The sequence below is a fragment of the Psychrobacter maritimus genome (assembly GCF_029953575.1).
Lineage (GTDB): Bacteria > Pseudomonadota > Gammaproteobacteria > Pseudomonadales > Moraxellaceae > Psychrobacter > Psychrobacter maritimus.
Genome location: NZ_CP124526.1, coordinates 118,192 through 138,959, shown reverse-complemented (window position 1 = coordinate 138,959; position 20,768 = coordinate 118,192). Strand labels below are relative to the sequence as shown.

Genomic DNA, 20,768 nt, shown 5'->3' with positions numbered 1-20,768 from the left:
TGCTCGTAAACCTCTTGCTGACTCATTCCATTTATTGTGGATCAGCTGTCGTGGTCTTAAGCAAGGTCGCAACGTTTGCCGCTTTGGGCTTCACCAAATAGAACTTACGCGCATAATGCTCAAAGTCCGCTAAGATGGTCTGCCCCCACGCACTACCGGTTTTATCGACATGGGTTTCAATGACTTGTTGCAAGTAAATACGATGACCTTCCATTTGCTCACTCGAGATACGGTTTAAATCAATCAGCTCATGATTACAGCGATCAAAGAAGTCACCATCCATATCGATCACATACGCAAATCCACCCGTCATACCCGCGCCAAAATTCAGGCCCGTACGACCAAGGATGGTAATGATACCGCCGGTCATATACTCGCAGCAATGGTCGCCTGTACCTTCGATGACCGCATGCGCGCCAGAGTTACGTACGCCAAAACGCTCGCCTGCCGTGCCAGCCGCATATAGCTTACCGCCTGTTGCACCATAGAGACAGGTATTACCGATGATAGCAGTTTCTTGCGCATGAAAGCTTGAGTCTTTCGGTGGATAAATCACAATCTCACCGCCCGCCATGCCTTTGCCGACATAGTCATTGGCATCACCTTCAAGCTCAATATGCAAGCCGCCCGCATTCCAAACACCGAGACTTTGCCCTGCAGTGCCGTTTAGATGCAGCTTAATGGGCATATCACTCATGCCAATATTGCCCCATACCTGCGCAATCTCGCCTGAAATACGCGCGCCGATAGAGCGATCACAGTTGCCGACGGCGTAGCTATAATCGCCGCCGTTCCCTTGACGAATATTGAGCAGCATATCGCTAATCATCTGCTCAGCAAGCAAGCCTTTATCAAACGGCTCATTACGCGCAACCTGACAGGTTTGCGCTTTGCCACTACTGGCTGGATGGCTAAATAATAACGGCGTTAAATCCAAATGACGCTGCTTATCGGTATTGCCTTCTAGCACTTCAAGCAAGTCAGTACGTCCGACCAGCTCTTCCATACTGCGTACGCCTAATGCCGCAAGCCATTCACGCGTTTCAGTCGCGACAAATTTAAAGAAGTTAATGAGCATTTCTGCTTCGCCAATGAAGTGCTCATCGCGGAGCTGGGCTTTTTGGGTGGCAACGCCGGTCGGACAGTTATTAAGATGGCAAATGCGCAAGTACTTACAACCAACCGCAATCATCGGCGTGGTGCCAAAGCCAAAACTTTCAGCACCGAGAATAGCGGCTTTGACCACATCAAGACCGGTTTTTAGACCACCATCGGTTTGGATACGGACTTTATCACGCAAGCCATTAACACGTAGCGACTGATGAGTTTCAGCAAGCCCTAGCTCCCACGGCGAGCCAGCATGATGGATAGACGACAGTGGCGATGCTGCTGTGCCACCATCATAGCCTGAGATAGTAATCAAATCGGCATAGGCTTTTGCCACGCCCGTTGCAATCGTACCAACTCCCGGACGCGAGACCAATTTTACCGATACCAAAGCATCTGGATTGACTTGTTTTAAATCAAAAATCAGCTGCGCCAAATCTTCGATTGAATAAATATCATGATGCGGCGGCGGTGATATGAGGGTTACCCCGGGTACCGAATAACGCAGACGGGCGATTAACGCATTGACCTTACCACCTGGCAGCTGCCCGCCCTCACCCGGCTTAGCACCCTGTGCGACTTTAATCTGCATCACTTCTGCTGAACGCAGATAGGCCGGTGTCACCCCAAATCGACCAGAGGCGATTTGCTTGATTTTTGAATTACGCAAAGTGCCGTAACGTACTGGATCTTCACCGCCCTCACCAGAGTTTGAGCGCCCGCCAATGGTATTCATCGCCATGGCAATCGCTTCATGGGCTTCGGGTGATAATGCTCCTAATGACATCCCTGCTGAATCAAAGCGCGTCAAGATTGCTGAGATATCTTCGACCTCATTAACATCGATAGAATTATCAGTTTTTAATTGCAATAAATCACGCAAGGTCGCAACGGGACGGCTATTGACCAAATCGGCATAATGACGATAATTGTCATAATCGCCTGTCCGTACAGCGGTATGTAGGCTATTAATCACATCGGGATTAAAGGCATGGTATTCTTTATTAAAGACAAACTTCAGCAGGCCACCTTGATCAAGGGGCGCACGACGTTTAAAGGCATTGGCAGCCAATTGTGCTTGATCGGCAGCCAAATCGGCAAAAGTTGCGCCCTTAATACGGCTTTGCACACCTTTAAAGCATAAGCTTACCACTTCTTCAGAGAGCCCAACCGCTTCAAATAATTGTGCACCGCGATAAGAGACAATGGTTGAGATGCCCATTTTTGATAAGATTTTTAGTAAACCTTTATCCAAGCCTTTACGGAAATTTACCCGCGCTTGAATCGGATCGCCAAGCAGCTCACCAGTCGCTACCAAATCATCGATGACGTCATAAGCTAAATATGGATAAACACAGGTCGCGCCAAAGCCAATCAATACCGCTACTTGATGCGAATCGCGCGCCAAGCCAGTCTCAATGATTAAATTGGCATCGGTACGAATACCTTGGGCAATTAAGTAATGATGTACCGCGCCGGTGACCATTATGGCGTTGGCCGGTACTTTATCGGCAGTAATATTTTTATCAGATAAGACAATCAAAGTATGACCAGCACGGATGCTAATTGCCACTTGCTCACAGATAGCTTTGATGGCGGCTGATAACTCAAGATTGGCATCGTAGTTTAAATCGATACGCGCCATTTGGAACGCTGGATCAGCCAAAGTTTCGAGCTGCTGCATTTTACTGGCTGATAAAACTGGCGACGATAAGATAATACGATGGGCGTCGCGTGCTGATGGCGCAAACACATTGGTCTCAGCACCTAAGCAAGTCTGTAGCGACATCACGATGGACTCGCGCAATGGATCAATCGGTGGATTGGTCACCTGTGCAAACTGCTGGCGGAAAAAGTCGCCGACATGGCGAATTTGCTGCGACAGCACTGCCATAGGCGTATCATCACCCATCGAACCGACTGGCTCTTGACCATTTTCGGCATTAGGACGGATGATTTCGGTGCGCTCTTCATTGGTGATGTGATACATTTTTTGCAATGCTTTTAGCGGCTCGCCGCGGCAGGCTTGTGCGGCTAACTCTTCTTCAAGGCGCTCATCATCACGGATACGCGTCGCTTCTTCACGTAGCCACTTACGATATGGATGCGCTTTTTTGAGCAAGGTAGCAATGGCTTTGGTATCCATTATTTGACCAGTCATGGTATCGATCACCAGCATCTGACCGGGACCGACCCGACCTTTAGCGAGCACGTCTTTTGGCGCATAATCCCAAACGCCAACCTCAGACGCGACAGTGATATAACCGTTTTTGGTCGTGACCCAACGTGACGGACGTAGACCATTACGGTCAAGCATACAGACAGCGTAGCGACCATCTTGAATCACTAAACCTGCTGGCCCATCCCATGCTTCCATATGCTGCGAGTAAAACTCATAAAACGCGCGCAAATCCATATCCATGCTATCGACGTTTTGCCAAGCGGGTGGCACCAGAATCGACATCGAATGGAACAAACTCATACCGCCCGACATCAATACTTCTAGCATATTATCTAAGCTTGATGAGTCTGAGCCGGTGCTATTAACCAGTGGCGTTAGTTCGTTCAAATTGGGCAATTTATCAGATTTTAATTTTGGCGTACGGGCTTCAGACCAGCTACGGTTGCCGGTAATGGTATTAAGCTCACCATTATGCGCCAAATAGCGAAACGGCTGCGCCAGTGGCCAACGTGGTAACGTATTGGTCGAAAAACGCTGATGGAAGACCACAATATGCGAGGCCAAACGCGTATCTTGTAGGTCTAAAAAGAAAGCTGGCAGGTCTGATGGCATGACCAAACCTTTATAAATAATCGTCTGACAGTTTAATGAGCATACATAAAACTGCTCGTCATCAACCAAACGTTGTTCCGCTTTTTTACGCGCGACAAATAACTTACGGTTAAAATCATCGGCGGCTAGCTCATCTGCTGCATTGACAAATACTTGCTGAAAACCGGGTAAGGTCTCACGACCAATCTCACCAACGATACTCAAATCAAGTGGCACATCACGCCAACCAGCTACCTCTAAGCCTTGGGCGCTAAGCTCTTCATTGAGCACCTGTCGGCTATACTGCGCTTTTGTCTCGTCTAAATTAACAAAGACCATACCTACTGCAAAATTGGCCGTCAGCGTAAACCCTTGCTCAGCTGCAATATTGCTAAAAAACACGCTTGGCGTCGCCAATAATAAACCGCAACCATCACCGGTTTTACCATCCGCTGCGACACCGCCGCGATGGGTCATACAACTTAAGCTGTGAATGGCTGTTTTTACCAAATCATGGCTGGCTTGGCCCTCAATATGAGCAATTAAACCAAAGCCACAATTATCAGAGAAGTCATCTGGGGTCGCCAAATGCGTAGAGGAGGAAATCATTGACATAGCTTGTCCTTTTAAGTAAGCAGACAGCATATACATCTCAGATGATGTACAAACCAAACTCCGCAGGCAGAACGGGTATATATTCACATAAGCGGATTAATAAAACGCAGGCAGAGCAAATAGAGTAAAGATTCTAAAGGTGATAAAAATACTTACCACGATTCTCTTTACTCTTTTAATTACTATACAGTAATTGAAACCTTTACTTTAGGGTTGGCTATTAAAAGGACTGCATTCAGGAGATGAGATAAATGATCATCACCCTATCTATCCTTTTATCCTTAAAGGCCTTATACATCATTCACTATCGATCTTTACAGGCTTGCGCTTTTATTTCAGCAGTTAAGGCGCCCAATGTGAGTCGCATAAACCTTGGTAAATGCTGATATGCGTTAACCACTTCGATAGATAATGCGCCAAGTGAATGATAAGAAAATGATGGCTAAAGTAGCTACTATCACTAGCCTAAACCGTCAAATTTGAATATCAGACGCTCTGTACTCAAGCGCCTTAATGACCCCAATTAGGGTAATAACGAGAGATTGTGCCACTTGCAATAAGCTTAATAGAGATGGCAAGTAGCAGCGCTTGAGACAACAACATAAGCGTAAGTGCTTGTATTTATAGCAAGCCTACTTACTAAATGCTGCGATGTTAAATAACAATTTACGATAACTATACAGAACGTCGCCCATAGTTATCTTAGTTAATGATTGACAAAAAATCTAGTCTTTTCTATGTCTTTATGTTCTCGATTTTGTAAAAAATTATATTATCAATGATGATGCCATTACTAACTTTCTCGACTGAGACCCCGTTTAAGCTGTTTATATATGCGCTCTTAGGTAGTTTTCCATGCCTATGAACCTTAATATTAAAACTTATACCAATCCCAATAATTAAAATTGCGCCCAAGTACGAGTAGTTAAAGACCGGATTCTCTGTGGCTGTTTAAGCAGATTATTCCAAGCCAAGCATGCGGCATCGACAATAGCCTCATAACTTTCATAACAACGATTAGATAGCTCATTTTGCTTAAGGTACTGCCATACTCTCTCAGAGGGATTAAGCTCAGGTGAATAAGGCGGTAATTTAAGCATAGTGACATTGCCCTGATTCAAGCTTGGTTGATGCCACAATGCGCCGTCCATCACTACTACCGCATGGCGTCCTTTTGGTACGGCTTTACTAATCTCAAGCATATGCAATAACATTGTGTGTTTATTGACTGAAGGCAATACTAAACCTACCGCCTCTGCTGTCGCTGGACAAAAGGCACCAAACAGATAAGCGGAATTAAACTGTTGCTGCTTGATGAGTCGAGGTCGTTGTCCTCGGTAATGCCAAACTCTGGTCAATGAGCCTTGTTGTCCTATTCGAGTTTCATCTTGAAACCAGATGTCCACTTGATCTAGGCTCACATCAGTGGGTAAGGACGCCTTAACCTGTGCTATAAAGTTTTTTTAAAAGCGTCTTGAGCTTGTAGGTCTGCTTTTGGATGCTGACTACGAGCACTTATCCAACTCATCTCGATACGCTTAAGCAGCTCGTAGATACCATTGACGGTATAGTGGGCGTTGTAGTGTTCTTTAGCCAATTGCTGAATATCTTTACCGGTCAAACGACCGCCAGCTCGCTTGTCTTGTTCAGAGACTATCATGGCTTTAAAAGCGTCTGTGTCTGCTTCTGCCAGTTTACTATGGCGACCTTTGCGATGACGATCATAGAGACTCTCAAGTCCTCGTTCATGATATCGTTTCAATGTACGTCTGGCAGTTTCAGGGTGAATACAAAGATCTTTGGCAATATCGTTAGTGGCTTTGCCTATACTATATTGGTATAAGATAAGCAGGCGTAGTCGGGCTCTGGGGTTACTCTCGGTCTTTGAGTGTTTGCCAAAGTCATGATCTTCTAGGTTATGTATTGGTATAGTCATAAATGGATTATACTATATATTTTGGGTTTGGTATTAATAACCACTGCATACATTCAAATGCAATCTTACTTATCAAAATCACAGACGCAAAAAAGCCTACCAAACAGGATAGCTGGTAGGCTTTTCTAATAAACGCTCATTGAAATTAATTGCTTTTTTCTTCAATAAGCTCTTTTATGCTGTCATTGTTGTTCTTTGAGGCGTTATTTTTTGAGGCATTGTTATTAGCATTGTTATTAGCATTGGCATTTTTATTAGCCGCATTGGAATTGGCGTTCTTATTAGCCGCATTGCTGTTTGCATTTGCATTCGGCGGTTTAGGCGCTTCAACCACAGGTGGTTTTTTCGGTTCATTATTGTTACTTGCTTCAGATTTTCGGCTATTATCTGCATTTTTTGGTGTTGGTGCAGTCGTTGTCTGCTCTTCGATACCGACCGTACGCTCTTCATTGACAGATAAAGTCTCAGAGGTATCGACTGACTGACGAATACTTTCAGCAGTGCTATTATTCGTCCCTTCTTGCGCGCCGCGATTGGCATTACTTGCTGTTTGCTCGGTGGCACTATCGTTAGCTGGTGCTTTCTGACGCACCGGCACTTCGCGTTTGGTTGGGCGCAAATTGACAGCGCGCGTGCGTTTGGTGCTTAAGTCCTTGACGGGATCAGGACGCTCATAATTATCAATAATACTGACGTAGCGATTAATCTCTTCTGGCAACACACGCACATTAGCAGGCAGCTTAAAGTCTATTAGCTTAGCCGCGCCAACCGCTTCTTGTGGACTGCTCATCAGCCCATAAGTCAGCATATAACGTACTTGATTGTTTTCATCAAGATAGCGAAAATAAGCAAACTTCTCGCGATCTTCACGGCTTTCTAAATAGCTGACAATCACATCGTTTTCAGCGACATTCATCACCTGCACTGTCCACTTGCCTTTATTGGCCAGCAGATAACGCTTATCTTTAAACTCATCGGGGTAGCTGCGCAAATCACGGACGGTGGCATCAAAACTAATCGGCTGCACATCGGTATCAAGCTCATGCAAGGATTCTATCTTTAACGGCTGCTCAAGCTCATCAGTTGAGGCTTGCGGCGCTGATATTGGCTCATTCTCGATTTTTGCGCCCATCGCTGGCGTTTGACTAAACATCCAAACTAAGGCGGTAAACACGCCCAATAGCAGTGTCGCTATCAGCCAAATCAATGCTTGACGGCGATATTTCTGCCCAGCTGTGCGAGTCGTCGAGCGTGATGCTGCCATGGAGATGTCCTTGGGGAAAAGTACTTATAAAGATAGTCTGATAAAAAGCCATTTATAACGCAATACTTATAAAGATGCAGTTAAAAAATTGTCACTTACTGATAAGGCCATAAATTAAAGTCTTAACGTTATGATGAATAGTATTGACTCTATTATTAACAGTATTGACGCCTTTATTAACCTTTAGCCACCTTTATGAGTGATGCTGTGCCAATACTTCTGTTAACAGCTCAGCATCAAATTCATTGGTTAATACCGCCTCACCTAATGATTTTAACAAAATAAGGCGGATTTGTCCGTGTTTGACTTTTTTATCATGTCCCATCAAACCTAACGCCGTTTGTACGTCAATAGCGGGTGGCGTGATAGGTAAATTTGCCAATACCAATACGCGTTTAATACGGGCAACGTCAGCACTCGTTAACCAACCAAGCTTTTGCGACAGCTCAGCCGCTTGCACCATACCAGCCGCGACCGCCTCACCATGTAGCCAATTACCATAGCCTTCATGGGTTTCAATCACATGACCAAAGGTATGGCCAAAGTTTAATAAGGCACGCACACCGGACTCTCTTTCGTCTTGTGCGACGATATCGGCTTTGTACTGGCAGCAGCGCTTCACCGCTTCGCCAAGTACGGCTAAATCCAAAGCCATCATCGCTGGTAGATTGCCCTCAAGCCAAGTCAAAAACTCTGCATCCATAATCAGCGCGTACTTAATGACCTCTGCCAATCCTGCTGATAGCTCACGTGCCGGCAAGGTTTTCAGCGTGCTCATATCGGCAAGCACCATTTGCGGCTGCCAAAATGCGCCAATCATGTTTTTACCTTGGGGGTGGTTGATGCCGGTCTTGCCGCCAACGCTTGAATCCACTTGTGATAGCAAAGTCGTTGGGATTTGAATAAAATTGACCCCGCGCATAAAACTTGCGGCGGCAAAGCCTGTCATATCGCCGACCACCCCACCACCAAGCGCGATTAGGGTCACATCACGGTTAAATTGCTCGGCCATCAGCGCATCATAAATCTGATTGATACTGGTCTGGTTTTTATATTGTTCACCATCTGGGAGCACACAAACCTTGACGGTAAACTGTGCTTCAAGCTCCTCTTGTAAAGCCTTTAAGTATAAAGGTGCAACCGTCTCATTGGTGACGATAAGGACTTGACGAGCTGTAATATAAGGAGCAATTTTGCTTGCCATGCTGCTTTTTTTAGCGCCATTTTCAGCAATGTTATTAGCAGCGTTTTCAGCAGCGTTTTCAGCAGCGTTATTAACAATGTTTTTAGGGCTGCCTGCATTACTGTTTTCAGTAATGACGATAGGATAATCATGACTTTGCGTCTGTACTGTTAGGATGGCATGAAACAGTGGCGTTGCCATGAAAATCTCCTTAAGTATGAGGATTGAATTAAATTGAGCGGCGTTGTTTATTCAAATCTTTCTTATTCATCTTCTTGATGTGCTGAGCTGATAGAAGTTGAGGCACAAAATGCGTCTAGTTGCTGCAATAACTGATTGACCATATGGCGAGGATAGGTATGACCGGTCGGCATGATAATATGCGCCACTTGCCGATATAAGGGGTCGCGGGCGCTGTATAAATCTTGCAATATTTTTCTAGGATTCGGTTGTTGTAATAATGGTCGCGACTTATCTTTGGCAGTACGCGCCATTTGCACGTCCACCGGAGCATTGAGATAGACGACGATGCCGCGCTCTTTAAGAAATGCACGGTTTTCGGCCGCCATTACTGCGCCGCCGCCGGTCGCTAAGACAATTTGTGATTGCTGCGTCAGCTCATCGATGGCACGCGTCTCCCGTTCGCGAAAGCCCGCTTCGCCTTCTTTGGCGAATATCCAAGCAATATCTGCGCCAGTTTGTGACTCAATATACCAATCACTGTCTACAAACGAGCGCCCTAACTGCTTAGCCAGTAACCTGCCAATGGTGGTCTTGCCCGCTCCCATCGGCCCCACTAGAAATACCGACGGTAATTCCTCAACCATAATACGCACTCAGCTAAATTAGGTATGATACAACGTCATTGATATTCTGGCTAGTAATGCGCGTTGATTATTGTGAGTAAAATCCAAGCACACGCAAAAATTGGCCATAAAAAAAGCAAGCGCTGATGCTTGCTTTTTTTAGTTATAAAGTCACTAAACGCTGATTAATTTAAACGGCTGATGCCATCATTAATCAATTTTGGCGTGACAAAGATGAGCAGCTCTTCTTTAGAGTTATTACGGACATCACGGCGGAAGGCACGACCGATATAAGGCAAGTCACCTAAGAAAGGTACTTTATCGACACCATTACTGCTACGATTTTTAAAGACCCCGCCTAGAACAATGGTCTGACCGTCTTCAACAATGACGTTGGTCGAGATTGAATCTTCAGCGATCGCTACCTGATTATTAATAATCGTTGGCGTGCCATTGGTAATAACAAGTTGCAAACCAATTTTGCCATCAGGCGTAATGTTTGGCGTCGCTTCTAGACTTAATGCCGCTTCTTTAAAGCTGGTCGTGGTCGCGCCACTGGCCGAGGCTTCTTGATAAGGAATTTGTGTACAAGAAGATACTTTTGCAGTTTGTTTATCAGCCGTCAAAATCTTTGGTGTCGAAATCACTTCACCGCGGTTATCGGCTTGTAGTGCTGATAGCTCAAGATCGAGCATCACATCTGACATGCTAAGTAGCCCAAAAGCGATACTACCCGCTGGATTAGCAACACCTAAGTCAACGTTTAAGTTATCAGGGCGGCTGATGTCATATTTAGGATAAGAAACCGTTTGACCATTCACTGTCGTTGTTTCTACGTCAAAATCTTTTAAGTCCCATAGCGTCTGATTACTACCACCGACCAACAAGTTACGGTTATTGGCAGCGCCGTTTGACAAGATACCCCAACGCACGCCGATCTCTTTACTAAAGCTATCAGTAGCACTAACAATACGCGCTTCAATCATTACTTGACGGACTGGAATATCAATTTTACCAATCAGCTTATAAATATTTTCAATGCTTTCAGCGACATCTTTGATAATCAAGGTATTGGTACGCTCATCAACCGTTACCGTACCACGGTTAGACAACAAGGTATTGTTATCAGTAGAATTTGTGTTGCCAGTGCCGCTGCCACCTGATGAGCCACTACCGTGAGAGATAAGGGTCAAAACATCTGCCGCTTTAGCATAGCTTAAGCGAATGTATTCCGTGCGTAGCGGCGCATACGACTCAACCGCTTGCTGCGCTTCAAGCTCACGAGCTTCTTGTTCAGCAAGCTCAGTCGAGGGCACAACCAAAATCACGTTGCCATTTTCACGCTTACCAAGATTTTTACTCTTTAGAATAATATCTAGCACTTGATCCCAAGGCACATTAATCAGGCGCAAGGTGATATTACCCGCGACCGAATCACTAGCCACGATATTCATATCGGTAAACTGTGCCAAGATATCTAACACACTACGGATTTCGACGTCTTGGAATTCCATAAATAGCGCTTCACCGCTATATACTTTTTCTTCAAGCGTTGGCTCACGAAGTAGCTCAGGCTTGCGGATATTGATATTTAACTGGTTACCCGATTGATAAGCTTGATACTCATAATCTTCTTTAACATTGATAGTGATCACACCATTTTGACCTTGGTTTTTAGTATCAATACTATCAACCAGACCACTATCCACGTTTAAGCGACGTAATAAATTTCTCGGTACGGTACTGCCGGTTAAACGTACAACCAACTTGTTACCTTGACGCTGGAAGTCAACTGGAATGGCTTCGTTGGCAAGCGCAATACTGACATTACCGCCACCATCATTGCCTGCGGTAAAATTAACCGCCGTTAAACCGTCATAACTATACTGCTTACTCACTTGTGAGGCCGCAAGCTGTGGGCTTAGCAACGGATTGACGCGCACCACCATGGTATCAGCAGGGACTGCGGTTTTGTTTACTGTAGAGCTAGTAGCTGTGGTACGATTGACATACTCCCGCCACTTTCGCCAAGCTCAAGCGGGGGATTCTAAAAGCATAAGCTCTTAGGCGACTTTCTCACGAATGTCACAAGTTTTCTGCTTCATCGGGCGACCTTTACTGCGTCCTCCCTCCACAGACAACACGGCATGTCCTGCCGCAAGAATATTTTTAGCTGCATTCACATCAGCATTTGCTGTATGCCCGCATTTGACGCACTCAAATTTAGCCTGAGTTTGTCGATTCTCTTTGGTAATATGCTTGCACTCAAAGCAGGTTTGGCTGGTATATTGCGGATTGACTTTGACAAGTAATCCGCCTGTCCAATGCTGCTTGTACTCAAGCATATCAATCATCATGCCCCAGCCTTGATCCAAAATGGATTTATTCAATCCTGACTTGGCTTTGACGTTACGCCCTTTGTTTTCTAACGTACCGCTTGCAGACTTCGACATATTGGCTACTTTTAAGTCCTCACAAGCAATCATGGCGTGGTTTTTGCTGATCGCGGTGGTGATTTTGTGCAAGTAGTCATGGCGAATATTGGCGATGTGATGGTGTAATTTTTGAATCTTACGGTTCTGCTTTTTCCAGTTTTGACTGAATAAGACTTTTCTACTTAATTGGCGCTGTAATGCGGCCAGTTTAATTTGATTGGCTTTAAAGCTGTTTTTGGGGTTGATGTGCTGACCTTCTGAGGTGGTAATGAGTTTAGTGACACCTAAATCAATACCTATGGCGCTTGTAGAGGGGTGAATTGGGTTTTGACCCAGTTCTCGCTCACACCCAAAAGACACGTACCAGTGCCCTGATTTCTTGCTAATAGTGATGTTTTTAATGATGCCGATGATGTCTTGTGATTTTCTAAATTTCACAAAGCCCACGCCATTGGTAGTTTGACGCGGTTGCCTTCAATACGGCAATACTTATCAAATTGAACCAAGCGAATTGAGTCACAGCCATCGGATTTGCGCTTAAAGCGTGGCATTAGTGGACGAAGTGGTATCTCCATTCCATTAGCCAGTTTAAAAAACTTGGGTTTACGAGGTTTCTTTTTATTTTCTTTGAGCCTGGCATGAACTTTAGGATCAAAAAACCTTGACCAAGCCGATGCCAAGTCACGAATCTTTTGCTGTAAGGACACCGCATTTGATTGAGATTTCAAAAAAGAAAAATCAGGATTGTTCTTTAGATCCATGATTTTATTAACCAAGTTGGTGGCATTAATAAATTCATTTTTGGCAAACATCTCAAATGAGATCGCTAGCATTTGATTCCAAACAAAGCGTGCAGAGCCGACAAGATTATTTAGAATAATCTGTTGCTCTACATTAGGCTCAAGCCTAAATTGATACGCTTTGTTGATTTTCATGGAATAGTCTTGGCGAGTTTATTAATACAATAATACTTAATAAGCATACCAAATTCACGGTCAGGATGTGTAAATAAACAGTAACAATGAGGCGAAATTCACCTCCACCCTAATGTCGGATGGAGTCCTCTTTCGCGGTTTGATAGGCGCAGCTGCTACGCTACTGGCCTCAACTATCGGTGTAACAACAGCAGTGGTAGTGATACCCGCATTGCCATTAAGCACGTCTTGTACAGGGTCATTGGTAACTACTTGATTAACCACTGGACGACTAGGGTCGCTAATCGTTAACAACAAATCATTGCCCTCAATAGCGGTGGTATAATTTCCCGCTTGTTTGAGTCCAACAATTAGACGGGTGGTATTGTCGCTATTTAGGGTAGTGACATCCTTGATCATACCGACGTTATATTCATTAAAACGACTGTCAAGTCCGTTTTGTACCTTTTCAAAATCCAATACCAAACGGCTTGGATTATCAAGCTGATAAGCGGCAGGTAATACTGGTTGGCCGGCAAAGCCCAAACGCATTTGGGTAACGGCCGGTGCGGTCTGTACCACAGAGACGTTATTGATGCGCTGCTCAGCATGAGCACTGCTACTAACTGCTACCATACTCATTGCCAATGCAGAGATGGCAAACGTAGAAGATACGCGGTTGTTCATCGTCATTACCTTGTTATTGCGTACTGTCATTATGTATTCCTCAAAAAATCTGCCGACTTAGCTTATAGGGGAGACCAGCGACTGGGGTTTTTCTACAAACCCAGCGCGGCTGTCTGGCACAATTTCAATCAAGTTAATCTGGGTCGGCGTGATTTCAACAATACGGCCGTCATTTAATCCAAGATAATTACCGACTCTAACGCTCGCAACTGAACCATCGGGGCGCTGTACTAAGGCATATTGCTGACCTTCAGGAGAAATAACGACACCGCGAAAGACGAGTTGCGATAGCTCATATTGCTCAAGCGGTTCTTTTACTCGGGTTATATCAGGGCGCACGCCATCGATAGAGGTAGCAGGGCCTTGAACGTTCACTAAGCTTGGTGGCAAAAATGGACTACGCTGCGCACTGGCAATATAGATAAAATCTTCTACCAGCTCAGCCTTGGGCGGCGGTTCAATCGGCTGCGCTGGCTGGTTACGAATATCGGCCATCGCCTGCTCTGCCATGCCGATACGGTCAGTACAACCCGTTATCGACAAAACAGTGGCGCTTAAAATAAGCAGCATGGGCAGTTTTTGGATATTCATTAGTTGCCTCCTGCAGCATCAGTGGCAGCAGCAGGTGCGACAGCTTCATCACCTTCGGGAGCCGCTTCTTTTGAGCGATACGTTTTGGTTTGTAGCACCAGATTGAGCTCAGGTAGAACATCCAAAGTTGGCTGCGGATTACTGACTTCAAAATCATGCATCGTATCGTAATGATACGCGGCAAAGCAGCAAGCCCGCTGATAAAGCTACCAAACTGATGGTATTCACCTAAAGCGGCAATACGAATAGGCTGCTCAATAAAGAACTCATTTTCAATCTCAGGCTCTACTGAAATATCTTGGAAACGGATATTACTGCCAACGCCCGTCATATTGATACCTTCGACCAATTCTGATACACGGGTATCTTTGGGTAGCTGATCAAGTAAGGTTTGCTGTTGACTTTCCGCAGCAGTAATCTCATCAATTTTACTGCTAATCGGCAATGCCCATGACAGCGCAGCGATTAAGGCAATAATAAATCCAATCACGGTGACTTTGACAGAGAGCGGCCAACTGCCATAGTTCTCAGCATCCAAAGACTCAAAGCTGCGGCGGAATTCATTCAAATCGAACGGCTTTTTAGTACTAACCGCCGTCTTTTTGGTTTTAATGAGGCTTTTTTTACGGCTCAGGTTCATAACTCACCTCCAAGCACAGCATTACCATCCGCATCATTAGCTTCAATCGTTTCTGACTGTACTTTGGTCGTTACGACAAACTGAACATAACTGTCTTAAGGATAAATAGGACGCGGCTGTTCACCAGCAGTGACCGTACTATTAAGCGCTGGAGCAGATTCATAAGCAGTAATATTTTGCTGGATGTTACTCACTGCTGAATTGCCCATCCATTTGCTACTATCAAGGTTACGAATCAAGCTAGAGACAATATTTGGATTGTCAGCAAGACCGGTTAAAGTAAGCACATCACCTTCGCGTTTTAAATTATTTAAATAAAGCGCTGGCGGCATCGCCTTGGCAAGATCATCCCATAACCGTACAGGAACCGGACGTCGACCTTGCAAATCTTGGATAACCTGCATGCGTGAGACGATGGCATCACGGCGCTGGGTGGTGTATCAGAAAGTATGCTGAGGAGATAAAATGAGGGTGACAGCCAAAGCAAGATGATATATTTGAGGTTATGAAGACACAAATAGATATCAGCTGCCCCGACTGTCACAGTCCCAGTTTTTCGATATATGGCAAAAAAAGCTATGGTAAGCAAAACTACCAGTGTAAGGACTGCAAACGTCAATTCATTGGTGATCATGCCTTAACTTATAACGGCTGTCACTCTAAAATAGAAGACATTATACGGCTAATGACGGTTAGAGGTTGCGGCGTTAGAGACATAGCGGTTATAGCCTCAGTCAGTATCGGTAAAGTATTGAGCACCATAGGCTCATCTGTTTATAAGATCGCGCCTAAGAAGAGCTACTATGAACGCTTAGAGGTTGATGAATTCTGGACTTACGTGTATCGCAAGAAGCGTAAAGTCTGGCTTATTTATGCTGATGATCGCGCTACCAATGAGATTGTTGCTTATGTTTGGGGCAAACGCGACTTAAAAACGGCTCAGAAGTTAAGAGCACGTTTAAAGCAGCTTACAGTCAACTATGGCTCTATCAGTATGGACAACTGGGACAGTTTTATAACCGCCTTTAAAAGTGATAACAAACGAATTGGCAAACAGCATACGGTAGGTATAGAAGGTAATAACTGCCGTCTTAGACACCGATTGCGTCGGGTGGTTAGAAAAACCTGTTGTTTCTCTAAGAAGCTCGATAATCACTTCAAAGTGTTTGATATGGTGTTCTTTTACGTCAATTATGGCTATATCTGATGCCAGCATACTTTTTAGAACACCACCACATCTTCTAATGGATAAGGTACGTATTGATCAGCATCCAAGCGGATTTGCGCTTCACGCTCAACGTCGTTAAGCACCATATCCATATCGATGATTTTGGTAATCACGGCTGAGCCTGAAACTGCCGTAGCGGCTTTGCTACCGGCAGCTTGGCAACGTCGCGCCAAGCTTGCTATTGTGTTACCCACCGCTTCAGTGTCTACAATGAGTTTGTCGACGACTACGCCTTCCAGCAACCTTCCTATGCCGTGAGATTTTAGGTGAAATATGCCCTGTTGACGCTGTATGAGCTATGCTGAAGAAACCGTACAAGTAAACTTGGTAAACTAACGACTCAACGAGGAGTTTACCATGACCAAGAAAGTTAGAACTTACAGCACAGAATTTAAAGCAGAAGCTGTCAAGAAGATAGCGGATAATAATGGCAATATTTCAGCTACTGCAAAGCAGCTCGGGATCGCCATGCAAACCTTATCTAACTGGCAGAATAAAGCCAATCAGGGCAAGCTTGTGGGCACTGAACAATACGATCCTGATCTTATGAGCGCCCTTGAAGAAGTAAAACGGCTAAAGCGCCAGCTTAAAGTTGCTGAGGAGGAGCGCGAGATATTAAAAAAGGCGACGGCGTACTTCGCCAAGCACAGCTAGTAAAGTACGCTTTTATCAAAGACAATCAGCAGATATTTAGCATCACAACTATGTGCCGTGTATTAAAGGTTAAATCATCAAGTTACTATGACTGGTCAAGTCGTGACATTAGTGATCAGCAGATACATCGTAATCACTGCGAGCTACTAGTCAAAGCCGCTCATACTGAAACATATGAGCGTTATGGCGTAGATCGTCTACATGCGCATCTAAGTGATCAAGGCCATGACATCAGTCCCTACATGGTTAGAAGTATTAAAGAGGAACACGGCATCAAGTGCCGTCGTCATAAGCGCTTTAAAGTCACTACTGATTCCAATCACAATAAACTGGTCTATGACAACGTGCTGAATCAGCAGTTTGACGCCAAGCGTCCCAATGAGTCTTGGGTCAGCGATATTACTTATATCTGGACAAACGAAGGTTGGCTGTACTTAGCTGGAGTCAAAGATTTATACACTAAAGAGCTTGTCGGCTACGCTATTAACAAGCGCATGACCGCAGATTTAGTATGTCGTGCGCTTAACATGGCAATTAAGAATAAACGCCCAAGCAAGGGACTAATTGTGCATTCTGATAGAGGCAGCCAGTATTGCAGTCACGCCTACCACAAGACCATTAAGCAGCATCAATTTATAGGCTCAATGAGCGGCAAAGGCAACTGTTTCGATAACGCTCCGATAGAAAGCTTCTGGGGCGTATTAAAGAATGAGCTGGTATATCATCAAGACTATAAAACAAGGTTCACAGCCATCAATGATATTATCAGTTATATCGAGCTGTACTACAATCAGACGAGGATTCAAAAGGGTTTGGGCTATCAATCGCCAAGACAGGTGTGGTTTGATTATTATCGTCAAGCTGCGTAACTAAAATCTCCCAAGTTTAAGTCTACGGGATTGACGGCAGGGGTCAGTATGTCAACCAACTTCACTGAGGTGGTGCAAATATCCACCCCAATCAAATGTCGAATCTTAGAAGTAAATAGCCTCACAAACTCTATACCTTATATTAAGTGTACAATCTGATAGTTATTTGTAATATTTCAGTACAATACTTTACCTAACAGATAGATTCAAGCATTTAAATTGCTTATTAAGCCACACTTACACATTTATTATTACCTGCTCATTTTGTTCAAGGTATAATCTCCTACCTGTTGCAAATTTTAATTGATAAGTCTGATTATGACCAAAAAAAATGCTACCGCTCGTCTCATTCACTTTTTGGTGGGACTCTTCATTGCTTGCTTAGCGTTAGCGCTAATCTTAGCGCTTGCCGTCCCTATTGGTTTTTATGGTATGGCCATGTATTTATCGCCAACCTTGCCAAGCATTCAAGAGATTAAAACGGCTAACCTAGAAATGCCGCTACAGATATATAGTAGTGACGACAAACTGATTGGTCAGTACGGCAATCGTTTATCGCTACCGGTTACGTTTGAGGATATCCCTAAAGGCTTAACGCATGCTTTTTTAGCAGCAGAAGATGCGTCATTTTTTCAGCATAGTGGTATTAGTATTAAAGGTCTTGGTCGCGCTGTGACTGAAGTGGTCACCGACGATGAGAGTCAAACGGGTGGCTCTACTATTACCATGCAGGTTGCCAAAAACTATTTCTTAAGCTCAGAGCGTACTCTAAATCGCAAGCTGACAGAGCTATTTTTAGCCCGTAAAATCGAAGACGAGCTGAGCAAAAATGACATCCTTACCTTATATGTCAATAAAATATATTTAGGCGAAGGCGCTTATGGTATTCGCGCCGCTGCCAAAAAATATTATAGTAAATCTCTAGAAAACCTCACTGTTGCCGAAATGGCCATGCTCGCAGGTCTGCCAAAAGCCCCTTCTAAATATAACCCGGTTGCCAATCCAAGTCGCGCCCTCACCCGCCGTAACTGGATTATTGGACGCATGCATGAGCTTGGCTATATTAATAAGGCTCAGCACGACGAAGCCATTAACGCCCCAATTGGTATCAATCTTTATCAAGAAAAACTTGACGTCAATATGCCGTATTTGGCAGAGATGACGCGTTCTGCCTTGGTTAACCGCTATGGCGAGCAAGTGATGCATGGCGGTTGGCGCGTGCGTTTGACTGTTGATAGCGAAGCACAAAAAGCAGCAGAATCAGCGATACTAACAGGTTTGGTGGCTTATGAGCACCGTCATGGCTGGCGCGGCGCTGAAGCAAATGGCGAACCGCTGGAAAAATTCCGTCTTTATAGCAATATGTCTCCGGCCAAAGTGACCAAGGTCAATGCTCGCAGTTTTGAAGCAACCATGCCCTCTGGTGAGAATGTAACAGTTAACTGGTCTGGTATGAGCTGGGCGCGCAAATATATCTCTGCCGATCGCATCGGCTACTTTCCGAGTAATGCCAGTCAGATTGTCAGCAAAAATGATATCGTGCGCCTGATACCGACGACCAATGGCAATTGGCAATTGGGACAAATACCTGAAGTACAGGGCAGCTTGGTTTCTCTAAATCCTGAAACGGGTGCCGTTCGAGCCTTGGTAGGTGGATTCGACTTTAACCATAGTAAGTTCAACCGTGCGCTACAAGGCTGGCGTCAACCAGGTTCGACGATTAAGCCACTGGTTTATACCACTGCTTTAGAAAAAGGCTATCGTCCAGACAGTATTGTCTCGGACCGCCCTATTCAAGTAGGTGACTGGAAACCTAAGAATTCCGACCAACGTTTTTTAGGTGATATCACCTTACGCCGTGGGCTTTACCTATCTCGTAACTTAGTCTCTATCCGTTTGCTGCAAGCAATTGGTATCTCTGATGCGCGCAATTTGTTAGACGAATTTGGCCTTGATAAAGAAAAGCTACCTACAACTTTGTCTTTAGCATTGGGCGCTGGTCAGGCAACGCCATTACAGATGGCGACGGCTTATGCCACCTTTGCTAATGGCGGACATCGCATCCAGCCTTATTTTATCGAACAAATTTATAACTATGATAATAAGCTGCTGTTTCAAGCCAACCCGCAGCAAGCTTGCGCCTTATGCTTTAATGAGCAGCTTGACGCTGTCAATAAAAAGCTTATCAAAGATTATGAAGCAAAAATAGAAACAGAGAATAAAGCAGCTGCTGCTAAAGATGAAAGCATTAGCGCTAAAGACAATGCGACAGATAAAAACTCAGAAGCCGAGCTAAAAGCAGAAAATAACGATAAGACGTCAAAAGATGATAAAGTGCTTGATTTAGATATTTATGATGCAAGCCCATATGCAGATCGCCTAAAAGCGCCGGTGGTACAGTACGTACGTGCTGAACAAGCACCGCGTATTTTAAAACCTAGAGTCGCTTTTGAGATGGCAGATATCTTACGCGATGTTGTCCAGCGCGGTACGGCTGTGAAAGCAAGAGCGTTAGGACGTAATGATATTGGCGGTAAGACCGGAACGACGAATGAAGCGAAAGATGCCTGGTTTGCAGGGTTTCATCCTACCAATGCCACGGTTGTATGGATGGGCTTTGATCAGCCATCAACGCTAGGTCGCCGCGAGTATGGCGGCGTAGCAGCGCTGCCGGTTTGGATGGACTTTATGAAAGCCCAATTAAAAGACACACCTCATCAATGGGTCTCTATTAATAACCGTGCCAAATCAAAAAAGCAAAAACAGAGCATTATAGAAATGATGGATGAAGGTGCTGCCGAGCTTGAAGACGATACTGCCGATGAGAGTAAATCAGCAAAACCCGTTAAAACCACCACCCAGCAACGTAAGCCCCCTGCTCCTGAACCAGTTGAAGAGCAAATTCAAAATCGACCAGCTCCTGAGAAACCGAAGCCAAGTCGTACTGACAACAACAATCCTCAAAACAAACCTTTATCAGCAACGCCAGTTGAGCGTATGCCGCCGATGCCAGAATAAATAAACCACTATTCTGGTTAACAGCCTCATAAAAAAGGTCTTGCTCAG

The 20,768-nt window shown here is 44.8% G+C and carries 14 protein-coding genes and 2 pseudogenes; 3 read left to right on the top strand and 13 right to left on the bottom strand.

The window, feature by feature from the left end:
- Window positions 1-31: 31 nt before the first annotated feature.
- The 12 genes and pseudogenes from gltB to QJS82_RS00535 form a co-directional block, all read right to left on the bottom strand.
- Window positions 32-4,495: a glutamate synthase large subunit gene (gltB, locus tag QJS82_RS00595; protein WP_281490871.1), complete on the bottom strand. Its 4,464-nt coding sequence runs from the start codon at window positions 4,493-4,495 to the stop codon at window positions 32-34.
- A gap of 899 nt (window positions 4,496-5,394) precedes the next feature.
- Window positions 5,395-5,916, bottom strand: coding sequence for an IS630 family transposase (locus QJS82_RS00590; protein ID WP_281490238.1), 522 nt, complete (start codon window positions 5,914-5,916; stop codon window positions 5,395-5,397).
- Window positions 5,917-5,945: 29 nt separating this feature from the next.
- Complete coding sequence (locus tag QJS82_RS00585) at window positions 5,946-6,431, bottom strand: winged helix-turn-helix domain-containing protein (protein ID WP_281490239.1); 486 nt, start codon at window positions 6,429-6,431, stop codon at window positions 5,946-5,948.
- Window positions 6,432-6,576: 145 nt separating this feature from the next.
- Window positions 6,577-7,695, bottom strand: a complete 1,119-nt coding sequence (locus QJS82_RS00580) for a hypothetical protein (RefSeq protein WP_281490870.1) — start codon at window positions 7,693-7,695, stop codon at window positions 6,577-6,579.
- A 193-nt stretch (window positions 7,696-7,888) separates the two neighbouring features.
- Complete coding sequence (gene aroB, locus QJS82_RS00575) at window positions 7,889-9,079, bottom strand: 3-dehydroquinate synthase (RefSeq protein ID WP_281490869.1); 1,191 nt, start codon at window positions 9,077-9,079, stop codon at window positions 7,889-7,891.
- 62 nt (window positions 9,080-9,141) lie between these two features.
- A complete protein-coding gene (gene aroK, locus QJS82_RS00570; RefSeq protein WP_201565531.1) occupies window positions 9,142-9,705 on the bottom strand; it encodes a shikimate kinase AroK in 564 nt (187 codons plus the stop codon).
- Between the two features lie 164 nt (window positions 9,706-9,869).
- Entirely contained in the window at window positions 9,870-11,582 is a 1,713-nt protein-coding gene (locus tag QJS82_RS00565; RefSeq protein WP_281490868.1) for a type IV pilus secretin PilQ, read from the bottom strand.
- Window positions 11,583-11,747: 165 nt separating this feature from the next.
- Window positions 11,748-13,054 (bottom strand): annotated as a pseudogene (locus tag QJS82_RS13715) (RNA-guided endonuclease InsQ/TnpB family protein).
- A gap of 60 nt (window positions 13,055-13,114) precedes the next feature.
- Complete coding sequence (locus tag QJS82_RS00550; RefSeq protein WP_281490865.1) at window positions 13,115-13,750, bottom strand: AMIN domain-containing protein; 636 nt, start codon at window positions 13,748-13,750, stop codon at window positions 13,115-13,117.
- 27 nt (window positions 13,751-13,777) lie between these two features.
- The gene (locus QJS82_RS00545; protein ID WP_281490864.1) at window positions 13,778-14,311 is read right to left on the bottom strand and encodes a pilus assembly protein PilP; all 534 of its coding nucleotides are present in this window, start codon (window positions 14,309-14,311) and stop codon (window positions 13,778-13,780) included.
- Window positions 14,311-14,951, bottom strand: a pseudogene (locus QJS82_RS00540) (type IV pilus inner membrane component PilO). Before QJS82_RS00540 ends, QJS82_RS00545 begins: the two are co-directional and overlap by 1 nt.
- A 95-nt stretch (window positions 14,952-15,046) precedes the next feature.
- Complete coding sequence (locus QJS82_RS00535; protein WP_281490862.1) at window positions 15,047-15,355, bottom strand: PilN domain-containing protein; 309 nt, start codon at window positions 15,353-15,355, stop codon at window positions 15,047-15,049.
- 101 nt (window positions 15,356-15,456) lie between these two features.
- On the opposite strand from QJS82_RS00535, the gene QJS82_RS00530 reads away from it, so the two are divergent.
- Complete coding sequence (locus QJS82_RS00530; RefSeq protein ID WP_281490861.1) at window positions 15,457-16,158, top strand: IS1 family transposase; 702 nt, start codon at window positions 15,457-15,459, stop codon at window positions 16,156-16,158.
- A gap of 14 nt (window positions 16,159-16,172) precedes the next feature.
- Here the strand turns inward: QJS82_RS00530 and pilM are convergent, their stop codons facing one another.
- Window positions 16,173-16,421 carry a pilus assembly protein PilM gene (gene pilM / locus QJS82_RS00525; protein ID WP_281490860.1) on the bottom strand — a complete coding sequence of 83 codons (249 nt, stop codon included), beginning with the start codon at window positions 16,419-16,421 and terminating at the stop codon, window positions 16,173-16,175.
- A 115-nt stretch (window positions 16,422-16,536) separates the two neighbouring features.
- Here pilM and QJS82_RS00520 point away from each other — a divergent pair.
- Both QJS82_RS00520 and QJS82_RS00515 read left to right on the top strand, forming a co-directional pair.
- Window positions 16,537-17,702, top strand: a protein-coding gene (locus tag QJS82_RS00520) for an IS3 family transposase (RefSeq protein ID WP_201573065.1) whose coding sequence is annotated in 2 segments (ribosomal slippage) — window positions 16,537-16,795 and window positions 16,795-17,702 — 1,167 coding nt in all. Because the reading frame shifts where the segments join, the coding sequence is not laid out codon by codon here.
- Window positions 17,703-18,020: 318 nt separating this feature from the next.
- Window positions 18,021-20,720 carry a penicillin-binding protein 1A gene (locus QJS82_RS00515; protein ID WP_281490859.1) on the top strand — a complete coding sequence of 900 codons (2,700 nt, stop codon included), beginning with the start codon at window positions 18,021-18,023 and terminating at the stop codon, window positions 20,718-20,720.
- Window positions 20,721-20,768: the final 48 nt, after the last annotated feature.